16 protein-coding genes are annotated in these 20638 nt (G+C 35.8%); 9 read left to right on the top strand and 7 right to left on the bottom strand.

The features are described 5' to 3' along the window. Window positions 1-77 precede the first annotated feature (77 nt). Both AC1Q5Z_RS14810 and pelA read left to right on the top strand, forming a co-directional pair. Window positions 78-1754 (top strand): glycoside hydrolase family 28 protein, encoded by a 1677-nt coding sequence (locus AC1Q5Z_RS14810; protein WP_492445598.1) that lies wholly within the window; start codon window positions 78-80, stop codon window positions 1752-1754. Window positions 1755-1766: 12 nt separating this feature from the next. Next, window positions 1767-2948, top strand: coding sequence for a pectate lyase (gene pelA / locus AC1Q5Z_RS14805; protein WP_343583969.1), 1182 nt, complete (start codon window positions 1767-1769; stop codon window positions 2946-2948). Between the two features lie 360 nt (window positions 2949-3308). On the opposite strand, the gene AC1Q5Z_RS14800 is transcribed toward pelA, so the two are convergent. The 4 genes from AC1Q5Z_RS14800 to AC1Q5Z_RS14785 all read right to left on the bottom strand — a co-directional run bounded on the left by AC1Q5Z_RS14800 (window position 3309) and on the right by AC1Q5Z_RS14785 (window position 6951). Then, the gene (locus AC1Q5Z_RS14800) at window positions 3309-4139 is read right to left on the bottom strand and encodes an amidohydrolase family protein (protein ID WP_492445596.1); all 831 of its coding nucleotides are present in this window, start codon (window positions 4137-4139) and stop codon (window positions 3309-3311) included. Window positions 4140-4145: 6 nt separating this feature from the next. Beyond that, window positions 4146-4943 carry an SDR family oxidoreductase gene (locus tag AC1Q5Z_RS14795; RefSeq protein ID WP_343583973.1) on the bottom strand — a complete coding sequence of 266 codons (798 nt, stop codon included), beginning with the start codon at window positions 4941-4943 and terminating at the stop codon, window positions 4146-4148. 121 nt (window positions 4944-5064) lie between these two features. Then, window positions 5065-6078, bottom strand: a complete 1014-nt coding sequence (locus tag AC1Q5Z_RS14790; protein WP_343583975.1) for a zinc-binding alcohol dehydrogenase family protein — start codon at window positions 6076-6078, stop codon at window positions 5065-5067. 18 nt (window positions 6079-6096) lie between these two features. Next, window positions 6097-6951, bottom strand: a complete 855-nt coding sequence (locus tag AC1Q5Z_RS14785; RefSeq protein WP_492445593.1) for a fumarylacetoacetate hydrolase family protein — start codon at window positions 6949-6951, stop codon at window positions 6097-6099. 398 nt (window positions 6952-7349) lie between these two features. Here AC1Q5Z_RS14785 and AC1Q5Z_RS14780 point away from each other — a divergent pair, with 398 nt between their 5' ends. From AC1Q5Z_RS14780 to fucP, 7 genes are all read left to right on the top strand, one after another. Then, window positions 7350-8498, top strand: a complete 1149-nt coding sequence (locus AC1Q5Z_RS14780; protein WP_343583978.1) for an ABC transporter substrate-binding protein — start codon at window positions 7350-7352, stop codon at window positions 8496-8498. Next, window positions 8495-9646, top strand: a complete 1152-nt coding sequence (locus AC1Q5Z_RS14775) for a CaiB/BaiF CoA transferase family protein (RefSeq protein ID WP_492445591.1) — start codon at window positions 8495-8497, stop codon at window positions 9644-9646. The genes AC1Q5Z_RS14780 and AC1Q5Z_RS14775 overlap by 4 nt, the downstream gene beginning before the upstream one ends. Continuing rightward, window positions 9643-10782, top strand: a complete 1140-nt coding sequence (locus AC1Q5Z_RS14770) for a CaiB/BaiF CoA transferase family protein (protein WP_492445589.1) — start codon at window positions 9643-9645, stop codon at window positions 10780-10782. Before AC1Q5Z_RS14775 ends, AC1Q5Z_RS14770 begins: the two co-directional genes overlap by 4 nt. Then, on the top strand, window positions 10782-12038 hold the full coding sequence (locus AC1Q5Z_RS14765; RefSeq protein WP_492445587.1) for an extracellular solute-binding protein: 1257 nt from the start codon (window positions 10782-10784) through the stop codon (window positions 12036-12038). Before AC1Q5Z_RS14770 ends, AC1Q5Z_RS14765 begins: the two co-directional genes overlap by 1 nt. Window positions 12039-12071: 33 nt before the next feature. Continuing rightward, a complete protein-coding gene (locus AC1Q5Z_RS14760) occupies window positions 12072-13145 on the top strand; it encodes a Gfo/Idh/MocA family protein (protein WP_198857402.1) in 1074 nt (357 codons plus the stop codon). Window positions 13146-13251: 106 nt separating this feature from the next. Further along, a complete protein-coding gene (locus AC1Q5Z_RS14755; RefSeq protein WP_198857403.1) occupies window positions 13252-13695 on the top strand; it encodes a MaoC/PaaZ C-terminal domain-containing protein in 444 nt (147 codons plus the stop codon). Between the two features lie 127 nt (window positions 13696-13822). Beyond that, complete coding sequence (gene fucP, locus AC1Q5Z_RS14750) at window positions 13823-15127, top strand: L-fucose:H+ symporter permease (protein WP_492445584.1); 1305 nt, start codon at window positions 13823-13825, stop codon at window positions 15125-15127. A gap of 257 nt (window positions 15128-15384) precedes the next feature. Here fucP and AC1Q5Z_RS14745 read toward each other — a convergent pair whose 3' ends face one another. The 3 genes from AC1Q5Z_RS14745 to AC1Q5Z_RS14735 all read right to left on the bottom strand — a co-directional run bounded on the left by AC1Q5Z_RS14745 (window position 15385) and on the right by AC1Q5Z_RS14735 (window position 20636). After that, window positions 15385-15861: a hypothetical protein gene (locus tag AC1Q5Z_RS14745; protein ID WP_198857405.1), complete on the bottom strand. Its 477-nt coding sequence runs from the start codon at window positions 15859-15861 to the stop codon at window positions 15385-15387. A gap of 179 nt (window positions 15862-16040) precedes the next feature. Then, window positions 16041-17447 carry an efflux transporter outer membrane subunit gene (locus tag AC1Q5Z_RS14740; protein ID WP_492445582.1) on the bottom strand — a complete coding sequence of 469 codons (1407 nt, stop codon included), beginning with the start codon at window positions 17445-17447 and terminating at the stop codon, window positions 16041-16043. Window positions 17448-17465: 18 nt separating this feature from the next. Further along, window positions 17466-20636 carry an efflux RND transporter permease subunit gene (locus tag AC1Q5Z_RS14735; RefSeq protein WP_198857407.1) on the bottom strand — a complete coding sequence of 1057 codons (3171 nt, stop codon included), beginning with the start codon at window positions 20634-20636 and terminating at the stop codon, window positions 17466-17468. Window positions 20637-20638: the final 2 nt, after the last annotated feature.

Genomic DNA, 20638 nt, shown 5'->3' with positions numbered 1-20638 from the left:
AAAATTTCAGCAATAAAAAATTGAATTAATAGTGAATCGATTTCTCAAAAAAGACTTTTAACTATAATACAATAAGAATGAAAACTAACCGAAAAAACCTTTTATGTATTGCTCTCGCCTCTTTTGCTTTGAGTTTCAATACAGTTTCTGCACAGAAATCTGCTGACACGTATAAAAATATTGAATTTAAAATGGCTGAAGTACAGGAACCTGTAATTCCGCAGTACAGTGTGAATCTAAAAGACTTTGGAGCAGTAAATGGCGGTTACGTTTTAAATACAAAAGCTTTTGCAGATGCTATTGATGCACTTTCGAAAAAAGGCGGTGGAAAACTGATTATTCCACCTGGAATTTGGCTAACGGGTCCAATCATTCTAAAAAGTAATATTGAGCTTCATGCAGAAAGAGGCGCATTAATCAAATTCAGTACCGATAAATCTTTGTATCCAATAATCGAAACCAGCTTCGAAGGTTTAAACATTTGGCGATGCATCTCTCCTATTTATGGCAAAAATTTAGAAAATATAGCATTTACAGGAAATGGTGTTTGGGATGGTTCTGGCGAAGCTTGGAGACAAGTTAAAAAGAGTAAATTGACAGATGAACAATGGAAGAAATTTGTAGCTTCTGGCGGAGTTTTAAATGAAAAGAAAGACAGCTGGTATCCTTCTGAACAATATCTAAAAGGAGCTAAAGGTGCCGATCAGAACATTCGTCTTGATTTAAAAACGAAAGAAGATTTTGAAGCTATTCATGATTTCCTGCGTCCAGTTTTGGTAAGCATTCAAAATAGTAAAAGAGTGCTATTTGACGGACCTGTTTTTCAAAATTCTCCTGCATGGAATATTCACCCGTTATTAATTGAAGATTTAATTGTTCGAAATATAACTGTTCGTAATCCATGGTTTTCTCAAAACGGTGACGGACTTGATGTTGAATCTTGTAAAAATGTAGTAATAGAAAATTCAAGTTTTGATGTGGGTGACGATGCAATTTGCATTAAATCAGGTAAAGATAAAGACGGACGCGAAAGAGGTGTTCCTTGCGAAAATATCATCGTTAAAAACAATATCGTGTATCATGGTCATGGCGGAGTTACAGTTGGAAGTGAGATGTCTGGTGGTGTAAAAAACCTGCACGTTTCTAACTGTACTTTTATGGGAACTGATGTTGGTCTTCGTTTTAAAAGTACTCGCGGACGTGGCGGTGTTGTAGAAAACATTTATATCTCTGATGTTTTTATGACTGATATTCCATCTCAAGCAATTTCATTTGATTTGTATTATGGCGGAAAATCTATTGCTGAAACTTTAGCAGAAGGTGGAAATACTGTTAGCACAAAAGCAATTCCGGTAAACGAAGAAACACCTCAGTTTAAAAATATTGTGATCAAAAATATTACAATCAAAGGCGCTCAACAAGCAGTATTTTTACAAGGTCTTCCTGAAATGAATTTAGAAAACATTGAAATCACAAACCTAATTGCAAAAGCACAAAAAGGTTTTTCTATAATTGATGCTAACGGAATTAAAATCAGCAACGCACAATTGGATATTGAGGCTAAAAATGCTTTCGAAATTTATAATACTAAAAACCTTTCCCTGAAAAACATCGAGTTTAATCCTTCTTCATCAAATGCGATTACAATTAATGGTGAAGCGAGCAAGAATATTGATTTAAGTGGTTCTTCTGCTAATTTTTCTAAGACGACTACTATCGATAAAAATGTGCCTAAGAAAGCTGTTAAATTCTAAAAACGAGATTCTATGTTCAATTCTATAAACAGCTCGAAATTACTGGCATCTGCTTTTTGTGTTTTTTCATTTTTGTGCTCCAATGCACAGTCAAATAGTGAAATAAGCACAAAACCTTTTACTGATGGCACTAATCATTGGTACTTTATAAAAGACAAAACCAATATCATAAATCCGATTCCGAATCAGCCGAAATATGCTGAAACAGATTATACTAAAATTGCAGATAATATTCTGTATTTCCAGCGTGATAATGGTGGGTGGCCAAAGAATTATGACATGAAAGCTATTTTAACGCCACAGCAAATAGATAGCGTAGTTAAAACAAAATACATAGAACATACTACTTTCGATAATGAAACGACTTATACTCATATTCATTATCTGGCACAGGTTTATACGCTCACAAAAGATCCGAGGTATAAAGATGGATGCCTACGTGGAATTAATTTTGTCATAAAAGCACAATATTCAAATGGCGGCTGGCCACAATATTTTCCTTTAGAAAAAGGTTATAGCCGACATATTACTTTTAATGATGGAGCGTATATGGGCATCATGAATCTTTTAAAAAAGATTGTAAATAATGATCCTGATTATGCTTTTATTGACGCTAAAACCCGAAAAAAAGTAGTCAACGCTTACCAAAAAGGATTGGATTGTATTTTGAAAATGCAAATTAAAGACAATGGAAAATTGACTGCTTGGTGCCAGCAACACGACGAAATAACACTTGAACCTGCTTGGGCACGTAAATTTGAACCGCCAAGCATCTGTAATGCCGAAAGCGTTGATGTAGTTTTGTTTTTAATGGATATTGAAAATCCAGATGCAAAAATTATTAATGCAGTACAAGGCGCAATAAAATGGTTTCAGGATTCTAAAATCTATAATACCAGAGTTGAAAGTTTTGCTGCTGAAGAAATGGAATCCAAATACAAGAAAATCAAAAATGACGTAAGAGTCGTGCACGATACAACTGCTCCACCTATTTGGACTCGTTATTATGAACTTAAAACACATCGCCCTTTATTCTCTGATCGTGACAGTGAGTTTTTATATTCTTTAGCCGAAGTAAGCCGTGAAAGAAGAACGGGCTATGCTTGGTACACCGATAAACCTGAAAAGGCTCTGAAGAAATATCCTGAATGGCAGAAGAAATGGGCTCCGGAAAATAATGTTTTGAAAAATTAGAAATAATTTTTAACATTTCGACCGAAGTCACATTTTCAAATATAGCCCGTGGTTTCCACCACGAAGACGCAATATTGAAACGTCTAGCATTGTGTTCCCGTGGTTGAAACCACGGGTTATATTTTTTATTATTCTAAATAATAGGCCAACGGCCTCAAAGCATCACCATAGGGCAACGCCCTATGAATTGATATAGACCAGCATAAAAAAGCCCTAAAAGGGCGTAAGCATAATCGTCATGTAATTGCTTACGCCCTTTCAGGGCTTTTTTACATATGCCTATCTGCGGTCACTGGGTGTTGCCCAGTGTTCATGGTATGAGCCTTTCAGGCTCTTATAATCTATGAGCTAACTTCTAACTCATAACTTATAAAACTCGTTCGCATTCTCAAACCAAATCTTATTCTGATCTTCAATTGAAAACTTCGAAATATAATCTTCCAATGTTTTTACCACTTCACTATAATCAGAAGCAACATTAAGAACTGGCCAGTCTGAGCCGTACATTAATTTATCAACTGAAAAGTTTTCAAAAATTACATCTAAATACGGTTTTAATTTTTTTGGTTTCCAGTTTTTCCAGTCGGCTTCTGTGACCATTCCTGAGATTTTACACCAGACGTTTTCGTACTTTGCAATTTCTTGAATTCCCTTTTGCCAAGAATCAATACTTCCCGATTTGATATCTGGTTTGGCAATATGATCGATTACAAACTTTTGATTTGGAAAATCTTTTACCAAACTTATTGCCGCTGGTAATTGACGTTCGAAGATCAATATATCGTAAGTATAATCAAATGCTTTTAAAGCCGCAATTCCTCTTCTAAATTCTGCTCCAAACATAAAATCATCCGCTTCGCCTTGAACGACGTGTCTAAAACCTTTCAGCTTTTTTTGATCTGAAAAGAATTGCAAACGCTCTGCAATGTTTTCATTTCGTAAATCGATCCAGCCGACAACTCCTTTTATGAAATCATTTTTAGAAGCTAAATCCAATAGAAAATGAGTTTCTTCTTCTGACTGACTTGCCTGAACGGCAACACATCCTTCAAAATGATTTGCCTTTAATAATGGCTGTAAATCTTCAGGAAGAAAATCTCTTTGGATATTCTCCATCGTTTCATCAATCCAGCTGTCTCGAACGGGATCAAACTTCCAAAAATGCTGATGGGAATCTATTCTTTTACTCATATCTTTTTAATTAACATCGCTGATTAATGCACGGTCTAAATGTACGTAACCTCCATCCACAAAAACAAATTGTCCTGTAGTATGCGATGATTTTTCAGAAATGATAAAAAGAGCCGTATCTGCAATTTCTTCTGTTTTGGTCATTCGGCTTTCTAATGGAATCGTTTTACTAATTTTTTTCAAAACTGCCTCTCCATCTGGCAAAGTTTTAATCCAATCTTCGTAAGCTGGCGTATAACTTTCAGCAATAATAATAGCATTAGAACGAATTCCGAATTGGATTAAATCTACCGCCCATTCTCTAGTTAATCCTAAAACGCCACCTTTCGCAGCAGCGTAACCAGAAGTTCCGCCCTGCCCTGTTAAAGCCACTTTTGAACCAATATTTAAGATATTACCTTTTGATTCTTTTAAGTATGGAAGTGAATATTTAGCTAAAAGAAAATAACTTACTACATTCAATTTCAATGAATCCATAAATTCCTCGTAAGAAGCATCCAATCCTGCACCATCATTTACACCAACATTATTGATTATAGCATCGATTCTTCCATATTTAGCTCCAATTACTTTTACAGCATTTTCTATCGCGACAGGATCGGTTACATCAGTTTGTACAAATAGTGAATTAACACCTCTTTTTTGAAGTCTTTCCACGTATTCGAAACCTCTAGCATTTCTGTCAACTAAGACTGGAATGGCACCTTCATCTGCCAATCTGTTGACAATCGTTTCTCCGATACTGCCTTCTTTTCCAGCCGAACCAGAAACGACCACTATTTTATTTTTTAAGTTTAAATCCATTTTTTTTGTGTGTTAAATGTGATTTGTAAGATGTGAAAAGTGAAATACATTCAACTTAAACTTGCACACATTTCACATTTCACTAATCACTTTTCACTAATCACTTTTCACTAATAACTAATTACTCTATTTCAATCAACGCCTTAATCACATTATTCTTCGGATCAATCAGTTTCCCAAAATCAGTAATCATTTCAGCAAAACTAGTTCTGTGCGTGATATATTTCTTCGGATCAATCTTACCTTCTTTCAGACATTTCATTACATATTCGAAATCTTCAATAGTCGCATTTCGGCTGCTCATTAAAGTCGATTCTCTTTTGTGGAAATCTGGGTGACTAAAACTTAATTCTCCCTTTTGAAGTCCGACCAAAACAAATCTTCCGCCGTGTGAAATATAATTAAAAGCGCTGTTCATTACTTTCTGATTTCCAGTAGCATCAATAACCACATTTGCCATGTCACCGTTTGTCAATTCAGCCAATTTTTGCGCAACATCATCGTTTAACGGATTAATCGTTTCATCTGCATTTAGTTCTGTTTTACAGAAATTTAACCTGTAATCGTTAATATCCATTACAATTACTTTTGCTCCTGCAATTTTAGCAAACTGAATTAAACCAATTCCAATTGGTCCTGCTCCCATTACTAAAACGGTATCTGTTGGTTTTACTGTCGCTCTTCTAACGCCGTGCGCCGCAATTGCCAAAGGTTCAACCAAAGCCAATTCATCATAATCTAAACCTTGACCGTGCAATAAATATTGTTCTGGAATCGAAACATATTCCGCCATTCCGCCATCAATATGAACACCAAAAACTTTAATATTTACACAGCAGTTTGTTAGTCCATTTCTGCAGGCAACACACTTTCCGCAGTTAAAATACGGAATAAAAGTTACTTTATCTCCCGGTTTAAATCCTTCTGCATTTCCCTTTACATATTCAGCAGCCAATTCGTGACCTAAAATTCTTGGATATTCAAAATACGGTTGAGTTCCGCCAAAAGCGTGAATATCAGTTCCGCAGATTCCGATTCTTTTAATTTTCAATAAAACTTCTCCCTCTTTTGGTTCTGGAATATTGGTTTCTTTTAATAGAAATTCCTGCGGTTTTTCGCAAACAATATATTTCATTTTATACTTTCTTAAATTTTATTTTTGATATGCTACAGCTTTCTGTTTGCTTGTTCCTAAACCTTCAATTCCCAATTCAACAACATCGCCTGCTTTAATATAAATCGGATCTGGTTTAATTCCCAAACCAACTCCCGGAGGCGTTCCTGTACTGATAATATCGCCCGGAAGCAAAGTCATAAACTGACTTAAATAATGTACCAAATAAGGGATTTTGAAAACCAAATTTAAGGTATTGCTGTCTTGGTATTTTTTACCATTTACTGTCAGCCACATCTTTAAATTGTCCACATCAATGATTTCATCTTTTGTAGCCAAAAATGGACCAAGAGGCGCAAAAGTGTCGCTTCCTTTTCCTTTTGCCCATTGTCCGCCGCGCTCTAGTTGAAATGCTCTTTCGCTATAATCGTTCAATAAAGCATAGCCAGCAACATAATCTAAAGCTTCTGCTTCTTCAACATAACTTGCTTTTTTGCCAACAACGAAAGCCAATTCTACTTCCCAGTCTGTTTTTTCGCTATTTTTTGGAATAATCAAATCATCATCTGGACCGCACAAAGAAGTTGTTGATTTGAAAAAAATAATAGGTTCTGTCGGAATCGGCACATTGGTTTCTTTACAATGATCAATATAATTTAAGCCAATGCAGATAATTTTTGAAGGGCGAGCCACAGGAGAACCCAATCGTACAGAAGCATCAACTTCTGGTAAAGTTGGGTTGCTTTCTAATGCTTTTTGCAATTTTTCTAATCCGTTTTCTTCAAAGAAACTTTCGTTAAAATCGGTTACAATCGAAGAAACATCATATCTCTTTTCTCCAATCAAAACTCCAGGTTTCTCTTTTCTGATTTCTCCAAAACGTATTAATTTCATAATCGTATATTTTTAATTGTTATTTTATTTTTTCTGATGAAAAGTCTTCATCAATCGTATAATCATCTTAGAAATTCTGCTTCTTATCCATTCGAAATCATGTAAAAAAGTAAATCAAAATTAATAAATGTAAAAAATACAATTACAAAAGTACTTTTTAAAAATTAATATCCGAGATATATTTCATTTTCTACCTTTAAAAATGATCAAACTTCAATAAATTATAACATTTTTTAAACGGTTTGTAAAAATTATATCACTATTTATCACTTTATGTAAAAAAGATTTCTTAAAAATAAATGATTTCTTGTTCATATCAATCTTATTCCTACTTTTGTAATTGTATTTTTTACATTTATTAATACAATCGATTACATTATCAAAAAATCCCATACAAAATGATAAAATTAAAAGGCATAACTTGGAATCATACAAGAGGTTTGCTTCCTATGGTTGCCACATCGCAGCGTTTTACAGAATTACATCCTGAAGTTGAAATTTCTTGGGAGAAAAGAAGTTTACAAGAATTTGCAGATGCTTCTATCGAAGACTTGGCCAAAAGATTTGATTTATTGGTAATCGATCATCCTTGGACAGGTTTTGGAGCGCAGACCAAAGCGATTCTTCCGTTATCTGATTATTTATCAAACGAATATATTAAAGATCAAGAAAGTAATACTGTTGGAAAATCATACGGAAGTTATGTTTTTCATGATAAATTATGGGCGTTGCCAATTGATGCTGCAACTCCAGTTGCCTCTGCCCGCTTGGATCTTTTGGAAAAAAACAATTTAGAAGTTCCTAAAACGTACGACGATTTATTAGCATTGGCTAAAAAAGGTTTAGTTGCTTTTGCTGGAATTCCGGTTGATGTTTTAATGAGTTTTTATATGTTTTGCTGTAGTTTGGGTGAAGCTCCTTTTCAGTCTGAACAAAAAGTGATTTCTGAAACAACAGGAATCAAAGCACTTCAAATGTTTAGAGAACTGACGCAGTTGATTGATCCATCTAACTTTAATCGTAATCCTATTCAGGTTTATGAAGCGATGGTTAATTCAGACGAAATTGCGTATTGCCCGTTTGCTTACGGTTATTCTAATTATTCTCGCATTGGCTACAGCCAAAACCTTTTACATTTTTATGATTTAGTAAAATTGAATGAGAATCCAATGATTTCTTCTTTGGGAGGAACTGGATTGGCTGTTTCTTCATTCAGCGAACATATTGAAACTGCCATAAAATATGCAGAATTTACTTGTTCATCACAGGTTCAGCAAAATATTTATACTGACAATGGCGGTCAGCCGGGTCATTTGCAAGCTTGGAAAAGCGAGAGAATTAATGGCGTGACGCATGATTATTTCAAAAACACACTTCCTGCTTTAGAACGCGCTTTCCTTCGTCCGAGATATTATGGGCATATGTATTTCCAGGATCATGCTGGAGATGTGGTTCGTAATTATTTGATGAATGGCGGAGACGAATTAAAAGTTTTGGAAGAAATGAATTCGCTTTACGCGGAATCTCTAAAAATCCAGACCGTATGAGACCTTTAGAAGGATTAGTTGTTCTGGAATTCTGCCAGTTTTTAGCAGGTCCTTCAGCTGGATTAAAACTAGCCGATTTGGGTGCACGCGTTATCAAAATTGAGCGTCCTATAAAAGGTGAAGCCTGCAGACAATTGAGCATCAAAGATTTATTTGTTGATGATAGCAGTTTGCTTTTTCATACGATTAATAGAAACAAAGAATCTTTTGCAGCCGATTTGAAAAATCCTGACGATTTGGTTTTAATTAAAAAACTAATCGAAAAGGCTGATATTATGACGCATAATTTCAGACCTGGAGTGATGGAAAAAATCGGTTTAGATTTTGAAAATACGCTTTCTATAAATCCGCAGATTATTTACGGAACCATTACAGGTTACGGAAATGAAGGACCGTGGGCAAAAAAACCGGGACAAGATTTATTGTTACAATCGCTTTCTGGATTAAGCTGGTTAAGTGGACGTAAAAGCCAAGGCCCAGTTCCTTTTGGTTTGGCTGTAGCCGATTTAATGTGTGGCAATCATTTTGTACAGGGAATTTTAGCAGCGCTTTTAAAAAGAGCCAAAACAAAAAAAGGAGTTTTGGTTGAAGTTAGCTTATTAGAATCTATTCTCGATGTACAATTTGAAGCCATTACTTCTTTCTTAAACGATGGCGGGCAACAGCCTGAAAGAGGTGACATTAAAGGAAGTGCACATGCTTTCTTAAGCGCTCCTTATGGCGTTTATCCAACTCAAGACGGATATTTATCGCTGGCAATGGGCGATTTACTTTTTATTGGAAAAACCTTAGGATTAGATTTAAACGCTTTCGCTGATAAACACCTTTGGTTTGAAAAACGCGACGAAATCAGAACGATTTTGAGCGAAAAAATTCAAACCCAAACTTCTGATTATTGGATTGAAATCTTGCAGAAAGAAGGCATCTGGTGCGGAAAAGTTTTCAATTATGAAGAACTGGATAATCAGCCTTTTGTAACTGAATTACAGCTGAAACAAACCGTAAAAAATACCGAAGGCGAAACTTTGGTAACCACCAGAAGTCCAATACAATTGGATGGTGAGATTTTATTAAGTGAAAAAGCAGCGCCAAAAGTAGGACAAGACAATTTGATTATACACGAACAATTTTTAAACGATTTGAAATGAAACCATTAGAAGATTATTTAATTGTAGATTTCAGTCAGTTTCTTTCGGGGCCGTCAGCGAGTTTACGTCTGGCCGATTTGGGAGCGCGTGTGATAAAAATTGAAAAACCGGGAACGGGAGATATCTGCCGTACTTTATATACTTCTGATTTGATTATGAACGGCGAATCGTCTGTTTTTCATACCATCAACAGAAACAAAGAATCTTTTGCAATTGATTTTAAACAGCCAGAAGAACTTCAAAAATTAAAAAAGTTATTAGCGAAAGCCGATGTTGTCATGCATAATTTCAGACCTGGAGTTATGGAACGCATTGGTTTAAGTTATGAAGATGTAAAAAGTATTAATCCAAATGTAATTTATGGGTCAATTTCAGGTTTTGGAGAACATCCCGATTTGAAAGATTTACCGGGTCAGGATTTGCTTTTACAATCTTTAACCGCTTTGACTTGGCTGAGCGGTAATCAAGAAGATGGCCCAGTTCCAATGGGATTGTCGATTGTTGACATGCTTGCCGGAGCACATTTGGCGCAAGGAATTTTAGCTGCTTTATACCGAAAAGCAACGCATAATATTGGAGCAAAAATTCAAGTCAGTATGTTGGAATCGGCATTTGATTTTCAATTTGAAACCATTACGACGTATTTTAATGACGGAGGCGAATTGCCTGTTCGAACTAAAACCAATAACGCGCACGCTTATTTGGGCGCTCCATACGGAATTTACAAAACCAAAAACGGTTATTTAGCGCTTGCGATGGGATCTATTCCTGTTTTGGCTTCTTTGCTACAATGTGATGCTTTATTGGCTTTCCCAGAAAATAAATTCACGCTTAGAGACGAAATCAAAAATATACTTGCAGAGCATTTGCAAACGCAGGAAACACAGTTTTGGCTGGACATTTTAGAACCTGCAGACATTTGGTGTGCAGGAGTTTTAAACTATCAGCAGTTATTTGCTGAATACGGATTTAAGGTTTTGAATTTTACCCAGCAAGTCGAAATGTTGGATGGATATACATATAAAACAACGCGCTGTCCGATAAAAATCGACGGCGAATATCTTATTTCAGGAAAAGGTTCTCCGAAACTGGGTCAGGACAACGAGAAAATTATTAAAGAATTTATTGACTGTTAATGGAAAAAATTAGAATCGCCGTTCGTAAATTCGATCCTTTCGAAAGTACACTTCGAAAATTATGGGATGCATTTTCACTTCAAAACAATATAAAAATGGAAGCGGAAATGGTTGCCTTAGAACTTCATGATTTATATGAAACTACAATTTCAGAAAAAGGTCTAAAAGAAGGAAAATGGGATATTGCCCACATCAATACCGATTGGATTTTTGATGCTGTAAACGAAAATGCGGTTCTTAATTTATTTCCATTAATTGGCGAAAATCCGCCTGAAAATTATCCTTTTGGATGGCACAAATCACTTTTGCATTTGCAGAAACTAAGTAACGGCATTTTCGGACTTCCTTTTCATGACGGTCCAGAATGTTTGATTTATCGAAAAGATTTATTCGAAAACAAAACGGAGAAAGAGAATTTTAAAAAACAGTTTGGTTACGAACTTTCAACACCAAAAACATGGCAGGAATTCGCAGAAATAGCCACATTTTTTAATCGTCCCGAGCAAAATTTATACGGTGCTGTTTTTGCCAATTATCCAGACGGACATAATATGGTTTTTGATTTCTGTTTGCAATTGTGGACACGCGGTGGTTCATTATTAAACAAAAAAAATCAGATTGACATTCATAATGAAGCAGCGATAAAAGCATTAGATTTTTATCGAAAAATGGTCAATGACAAAAATGCGGTTCATCCAAAATCGAGAGAATTTGGTTCAGTTGAAGCAGGTTTGGCTTTCGCCGAAGGACAAGCTACAATGGCAATCAATTGGTTCGGGTTTGCTTCTATGGCGGAAGTAATTGAAGAATCTAAAGTGAAAGGAAAAATCGATATCACTTCCCTCCCATCTGATCCGGGGCATAAAACAGCTTCTTTGAATGTATATTGGTTATATACTATCGGCTCAGGAAGCAAGCACAAAAAATTAGCTTACGATTTTCTAAGATTTGCCACTACACCCGAAAGCGATAAACTATTAACTACTGAAGGCGGTATTGGATGCAGAAAATCAACTTGGAAAGATGCAGAAATCAATACTTTGATTCCATTTTATCATAAACTGGAAATGCTTCATGAAAATGCATTGACACTTCCTCAAACGCCAATCTGGCCAAAAGTAGCTGAATTGATTGATAGCACTGTTTTAAAAGCCATTGAAACCGATATTCCATCTGAAATACTTTTAGAAGAAACTCAGAAAAAAATTAGAGAATTAAGTCAAGGAACAACATTACACAGCTCTGTCAAGAATTAAAATTGGCAGGCTTAATTTCAAAATATAGAACAAATGAATATTCCCTATAAACCTTTACTTCCCCAAACAGAACAGCCCATTGTGATTATTGGAGCGAGCGGTATTGTAAAAGATGCGCATCTTCCTGCATACGAAATGGCTGGTTTTAAAGTTTTTGGTATTACAAACAGAACGATTTCGAAAGCATACGATTTACAGAAACAATTCAAAATCGATCATGTTTTTGAAAGTGTTGCCGATGCGGTTAAAAATGCGCCGTCAAACGCTGTTTACGATATTACGGTTTTACCTGATCAGTACATCGAAATTTTAGAACAATTGCCAGACGGAGCTGCAGTTTTGATTCAGAAACCAATGGGAAATGATTTGGCTCAGGCTCGTGAAATTGTCGAAGTCTGTGAAAGAAAAAATCTGGTTGCTGCAATCAATTTCCAATTACGTTTTGCTTCTTTTGTAAGTGCAGCCAGATATTTAATCGATCAGGGAATTATTGGCGAATTATACGATTTAGAATTTAAAGTTACCGTAAATACGCCTTGGGAATTGTTTCCTTTAATTAAAGAACATCCAAGATTGGAAATTCTTTTCCATAGCGTGCATTATATTGACTGTATTCGATCTTTTCTGGGAAATCCGAAAAGTGTATTGGCAAAAACGGCCAAACATCCGCTTAAAAAATTATCATCAAGCCGATCTACTATTATTTTGGATTATGGCGAAGATAAACATGTTGTGATCAATACAAATCACGATCATCATTTTGGTCCAAAACACGAAGAAAGCTACATTAAATGGGAAGGAACAAAGGGAGCAGTTAAAGCAAAAATGGGCTTGTTAATGAACTATCCTGACGGTCTTCCTGATGTTTTTGAGTATGCATTGCCCAAAAAAGATAATGAAAATGAATACGAATGGACAGAAGTAAAATTGGAAGGTTCGTGGTTCCCAGAAGCTTTTATTGGTGCAATGTCTAATCTGATGCGTTACAAAGAAGGTTCTGACTCAACATTGTCTGCAAGTGTCCAAGATGTTTTGGGGACGATGAAAGTTGTAGAAGCTTGTTATGAAAGTAACAAAAACGGCGGAATTTCTTTTGATGAAGTGTAATTAAAACACTATATTTCAAAACCAAAAAACAAAATTTAAGTCCTCTTCAAAACAAACCTGATTTTGAAATCTATTTGAAAGAGCTGGCGAATAAAAAGAATAAATTATGTATTTTAAATCAACTTTTTTCGAAGATTATCAAATCGACGACAAACGAATAACTTTAGGCAGAACAATTACAGAAACTGACTTCGTAGTTCATGCCGGACACACAGGAGATTTCTTTCCTCATCACATGGACGAAGAATGGTGTAAAACACAACCTTTCGGACAAAGAATCGCACACGGAACCATGGTTTTTGCCATCGGAATCGGATTAACTGCTTCAGAAATAAATCCGGAAGCTTTTTCTAGAGGATATGATAAAATGCGTTTTGTAAAACCAGTTCATATCGGCGATACTATTCACTCTGAAGTAACTATTTCTGAAAAAGGCGAAGCCAAAAATCCTGAAATGGGAGCTGTTACAGAACATGTGGAAATTATTAACCAAAGAGGTGAAGTAGTTCTTGTTTGCGATCACCTTTTATTTGTGAAAAGAAAATCTTAAATATTAGCTTTATAACAATCTCGCAAAGTCGCAAAGACGCAGAGTTAAAAGTAAAGCAATTTGAAAGACTTTGCGATTCTGCGACTTTGCGAGAACCACTAAAAAACAACTTAAAACTATCACACGAATGCAAATTACAAACCAAGCCGGCGATCAACATGAAGTGCCAACAGAAGGAGGAAATCAAAAGCAATATCTATTGCCTTTTATCCTCGTTACATGCCTATTTTTTCTGTGGGGAATGGCTCACAACTTAGATTCAGTTTTAATTCCGCACTTGAAAAAAGCGTGCGAATTAAACAATCGCCAGTCTACTCTTATTGATACTTCTGTATTCTTCGCTTACTTCATTATGGCGATTCCTGCAGGAATGCTGATTAAAAGATTTGGTTATAAAAACAGTATAATTACTGGATTATTAGTTTTTGCATCAGGAGCCTTTTTGTTCGTTCCAGCAGCTAATACCAGAACTTACGAATTGTTTCTATTTGCTCTTTTTGTAATTGGATGCGGTTTAACTATCTTAGAAACCAGTGCAAACCCATACGCAGCGATTTTAGGACCTGCAGAATCTTCTTCTAAAAGATTGAATTTAGCAGCTTCTTTTAACGGATTAGCTGCCATGGTTGCTCCTATTGTGGGTTCATTATTTATTCTTTCGGGAACAAATCATACAAAAGAACAAATGGCGGCAATGCCAGAAACTGAAAAAGCGGCTTATTTATTGGGCGAAGCGGCTTCTGTAAAAATGCCTTATATTGTTTTAGGAAGCATCTTAGTTTTGGTCGCTGTTATATTTTATTTCGTACAATTGCCTTCAATGAAAGCAACTCATGCAGAAGCTGAAATTAAACCTGGATTTTTCTCGGTTTTAAAATTCAGACATTTAAGCTGGGGCGTTGTAGCTCAATTTTTCTATGTTGGGGCGCAGGTTTGTATTACGAGTTTCTTTATCAGAATTGCACAGCAAGGTGCTGGATTAGACGAAAAAACGGCTGGATATTATTTAGGAATCTATGGTTTCCTTTTTATGGCAGGACGTTTTATTGGAACATTCTTTTTACGTTTTGTAAAAGATTATGTTTTGTTGTCAATTTATTGTGTAATGAGTGTTTTACTTTGTCTGGTTGCTATTTACGGATCTGGAATTGTAGTGATTTACGCTCTTGGAGGAATCGGATTTTTTATGTCAATTATGTTCCCAACAATTTTCTCTTTAGGAATTAAAGGTTTGAAATCGAATACTGAAACGGGTTCTTCTTGGTTGGTAATGTCGATTGTTGGTGGTGCTATTATTCCGTACGGAATGGGAACTTTAATCGATATGAATCACGATGATATTCAGTCTGGGTATATTATTCCGTTAGTTTGCTTTTTGATCATTCTTTCTTTTGGGGCTTTTGGTCATAAAGTAAAAACTCTCTCTGAATAGTTTTTTGCCACAGATTATTTGGATTAAAAGGATTTCTTTTAGCCACGAATTACTCGAATTAGCACAAATTTATTTTTAAAAAATATTTAAATATCAATTGCCTCCAGCTTTAGCTGGAGGCAATTCATTTTAGCAACGAATTAGCATAAATTACACCCTTTTATAAAAATAAAAATTCGTGTTAATTCGTGAAATTAGTGGCTATAAAAAATCAAAAACGCCTCCAATTGGAGGCGTTTTCTTTTAGTCATGTTTATTTAATGGTGTTTGCCATTACCGTGATCGTGGTTCTTGTCTGACTTATTTTCTTTGTTTTTTCCTTTATCGTTTCCGTAATGATTTCCGTTGTTACCTTTTGGTTTTTCGCCTCTATTTTTTTGAGGTTTTCCGTGGTAACCTTTCGGATATTCAGTTCTGTGTTTTGTGTGATAATAGTACGGAGCATCTCCTCTATAATCTGTCAAAACTACTTTATAACCAGAATACAAATCATAGTTTCTATATCTTGACGGAAGTCTTCTTTCACGAACCCATTTTCCGCTGTTGTCGTAAATAAATACGCTTTGATTTACATCATAATATACATCGATGTCTGGCAAATAATAGTATCTGCTGTTGTCGTAACCTAACGGTCCCCAATTTGGAGGTGTACCAATATTTACATTTACTGATACCTGAGCTTGAGCAAAAAATGCACTCATAAAAAGCACTGAGGCGAATATAAACTTTTTCATTTCTTTAGAATTTAAATGTTAATCTTAGTAGATATTAATCGAAAGTAATGCCAAAGATTCTCGATTCAAGCATTCATTATACAAAATCATCAAACTAATCGACGGAGAGCGTTTTTTAAACGACGTACTTTTCAAAAAACCGTCTCAGGTTTTGAGACGGTTTTTATCATTATAAACAATTATTTCCAACCACCACCCAACGCTCTGTACAAATTAATAACAGCTTGTAATTTTTGCAGGTTATCATTAACTCCGTTCAATTGTGCTGCTAAAAGATTTTGTTGAGATGTTAATACATCTGTATAGTTAGTTGCCGAACTGTATTCTAAAAGTTCTTGTGTAAAGTCTACTGCTTTTTCTAAAGCTGCAATTTGTTTCGCTCTAGAATCTTCTTTTTCAACAGCCATTTGGTACGCATACAAAGCATTTGAAACTTCCTGACCAGCCACTAAAAGACTTTGTTGGAAATTGTTGTATGCTTGCAATTGTTGTGACTGCGCTGTAGTCAATCTCATTTTGTTTAAACCATGATTAAATAAAGGCTGTGTCAATCCCCCAATAATCGAATAAAAAATAGAGTGGCTGAAGAAATCATTCAACTCTAAATTTGAAAATCCAGTACTTGCTGTAAGCGTCAAACTTGGGTAAAAATAAGTTTTAGCCAAATTAGTCGACTCAAAAGCGACTCTGAAATTAAATTCCGCTTGACGGACATCAGGACGATTATTCAATAACTGTGCTGGCATTCCGATTGCAATTTGTTCAGGAATAATCTGTGTTCCTAGCACTCCTCTATCAATTGGCCCAGGTCCTTGTCCCAGTAAAATATTTAAAGCGTTTTCGGTTTCGCGGATACTTTGTTTTAAATCTGGAATTAAAACTTCGGCCGCGTGCTGATTGGCCTCACTCTGAACAACAGCTGCACCAGTTACAATTGCTCCTTCTTTTAAAGCTTTAATGGTTGCAACGTTTTCGATACGGCTTTTTAAGGTTTCTTCCGTAATTTTCAACGATTCATCATACGATAATAGCAAGAAGTAATTATTGGCAATATCAGCAATCAACTGCGTCTGAACGGCTTGTTTTGCAGCATCAGAAGCTAAATAAGTTGCTAGAGCCGCTCTTTTAGCACTGCTTAATTTTCCCCAAACATCAATTTCCCAAGAACTGCTTACGCCTAATTTGTAAGTAGTCGTTAAAGTATTAATATTGATTCCTGCCGGAAAGTTTAATCCTGCTTGAGATTGCTTGTTATGAGTTACATTGGCGTCCAACTGCAAACTTGGGTAATAAGCCAATTTACTCTGACGCAGAGAAGCTCTTGCCTGAACAATATTCTCAATTGCATTTTTCAGATTCAAGTTTTGTTCTAAACCTTTTTGAATTAATGCATTTAATTTTTCATCTTTAAAAACAGTATTCCAAGGCATGTCTGCAATTGTAGTCGAATCTTGTGTAGACTGATCACGATACAATTGATCTGTTTTTAAAGTTGTGGGACGTTCGTATTTCTTGGTAACAGAGCACGCACTAATAAGTGCGGCTGTTATTACCAGTAAAATATATTTATTAGAACTATTCGTCATTTTTGTTGTAATTAAATTTTACTCTTTGTGAGCTTCTATTAAATGAATTTCGTCTTCATCATCATCGTCATCATCATAACCATCTTTCGCTGGACCACTTATTCTTTCTTGCAAGTTTTGGAAAATGATAAACAGAACTGGAATAACAAATACCCCTAAAATGGTTCCGATTAACATACCACCAACGGCACCAGTACCAATAGATTTATTACCAACAGCACCTGCACCTTTGGCAAACATCAACGGAACTAATCCTAAAATAAAGGCAAACGAAGTCATCAGAATTGGACGTAAACGCGCTACTGCTCCTTCAATAGCAGCTTGTACAATTGGAAGCCCTTTTCTTCTTCTATCCAAAGCAAATTCGACAATCAAGATACCGTTCTTCGCCAGAAGTCCGATAAGCATGATTAAGGAAATCTGCAGGTAAATATTACTATTTAATTTAAAAATAATCGAGAATAAATACGCTCCTGCTAATCCAAACGGAATCGATAATAATACTGCAAATGGCAAAATGTAACTTTCGTATTGTGCACTCAGTAAGAAATAAACGAAAACCAAACATAAAAGGAAAATGAATATCGTTTCACTTCCTGAAGCTAATTCCTCACGCGTTAAACCTGAAAATTCATATCCATAACCTGCAGGAAGATTTTCTGCTGCCACTTCTTGAATTGCTTTAATAGCATCTCCAGAACTATAACCTGGTTTTGGTGCTCCTGTAATCGAAATTGACGTAAATAAGTTAAATCTCGAAATAGATTCTGGTCCAAAAACTCTGGTCATTTTTACAAACTCGGTAATTGGCGCCATATTTCCTGCGCTGTTTCGAACGAAAATTTTATTCAATCCTTCTGTATTAGCTCTAAATTCTGGAGCTGCTTGAACCATTACACGGTATTGTTTTCCGAATTTATTGAAATTCGAAGCATACAATCCACCATAATATCCTTGCATAGTTGATAGAATCGTATTTACAGAAACTCCTGCGTCTTTCGCTTTCGCTAAATTAATATCCATCATATACTGAGGGAAACCAGGGTTAAATGGCGTTGTCGCATATTGAATTTCTGGACGTTCAGATAATTTCGCTAAGAATTCATTATTCACTTTATAAAACTCAGAAGTCGTATGTCCTCCTTTATCCTGCAATTGGAATTCGAATCCACCACTTTGTCCAAAACCTTGAATGGTTGGAGGCGAAATAAAGAATATACTTGCTTCGCGAATACCGCTTGTTTTAGCAAAAAGCTGCCCAATTACATCATCAACACTTAAATCACGCTGATCCCAAGGATATAATTTTACAATAACCATACTGTAAGCACTACCTGCTCCAGCCGTAAAGTTCTGTCCAACAATACGAAGTGTATTTTTAACTCCAGGAATGGTTTTCGCAATACTATCTACTCTTTTAGCAATAATATCCGAACGCTCCATAGAAGCCGATGGCGGCAAACTAATATTAGCGAAAACAGTTCCCTGATCCTCTGAAGGAACGAAAGCAGATGGCGTAGTTTTCATCATATAAACCAACGCAGCACCAGCAATTACAATTGAAGCCAATGCAATCCATTTTTTCGCAGAAAGAAAACTTACAGAACGTTTGTATCGTGCTGTAACATTGTCGAATGCCACGTTAAATGAAGTATAAAAACGCTGTAAATAACTTTTATGTTTGTGATCATCTGCATGCGGTTTCAATAAAAGCGCACATAAAGCCGGACTCAAAGTCAAGGCATTTACTGCCGAAAGAATAATCGCAACCGCCAGTGTAATACCAAACTGCTTGTAGAATACTCCAGTTGATCCGTTAATAAAGGTTACGGGAATAAATACCGCAGCCATTACTAAGGTAATCGAAATAATCGCTCCCGAAATTTCGTCCATTGCATGAATAGTCGCTTTTTTAGCCGATTTATATCCGTGATCCAACTTGGCGTGAACGGCCTCGACGACGACAATCGCGTCATCGACCACAATACCAATGGCTAGAACCATCGCAAAAAGCGTCAATAAGTTGATCGTAAATCCGAATAAATTCAGGAAGAAGAACGTACCCACAATAGCAACTGGAACCGCAATTGCTGGAATTAAAGTTGATCTAAAATCTTGAAGGAAAATAAATACTACGATGAAAACCAATATAAAGGCTTCAACCAAAGTGTGAATTACTTTTTCGATAGAAGCATCCAAGTTTTCGTTAACGTCCACCATGATAGTGTACTTCATTCCTTTTGGAAAACTTTTTGCAGCTTCTTCAATCAGTTTTTTAGAATTGATAATTACATCACGAGCATTAGATCCAGGAGTCTGGCTAATCGCCATTGCTGCCGATTCTACTCCGTTTGTTTTAATGGTTGATGAATAACTTAAAGATCCCAATTCAACTTTGGCCACATCTTTAAGTCTAAGCATCTGTCCATTTCCAACAGATTTTATAACAATGTCTCCAAATTCCTGAGCGCTTGTTAAACGTCCTTTGTATTTAATTACATATTGAAATGCCTGATTTCCGTTTTCACCAAATTTACCTGGTGCTGCTTCGATATTTTGTTCTGCTAAAGCTGCCGAAATATCACTTGGAATCAGTTTGTATTGCTGCATTATGTCTGGTTTTAGCCAGATTCTCATCGAGTAATCTTTGGCACCAAAAACGGTTACATCTCCTACCCCAACTACACGCTGAATTTGCGGTACAAGATTAATCTTTGCATAGTTTTGAAGAAATGTCTGATCGTAAGCTTTATCATCGCTATATAAAGAGAAAATCAACAAGTTACTACTCTGACTTTTGGTTACTGTAACCCCAGCCTGAGTTACCTCTACTGGCAATAAACTGGTTGCTCTAGAAACCCTATTCTGAACGTTTACCGCTGCCAAATCAGGATTTGTACCAACTTTAAAGAAAACTTTGATTGATGCGTTACCATCATTTGTTGCTGTAGAAGTCATGTAAGTCATGTTTTCTACACCATTAATTTGTTCCTCAAGCGGAATTACGATACTTTTAAGTACCACATCTGCATTGGCTCCAGTATAACTTGCTGCAACGTTTACCGTTGGCGGCGCGATATCCGGATATTGGGAAATCGGTAACTCAATTAGGCCTAAAACACCTAAGATGACGATAATAACAGATATTACCGTCGAGAGTACGGGTCTTTGTATAAATTTTTTAAACATTT

This window comes from Flavobacterium sp. GW823-FHT06G12 (assembly GCF_058794775.1).
Note: the sequence above shows the minus strand (reverse complement) of the source record. Positions and strands in the feature narration are given on the sequence as shown.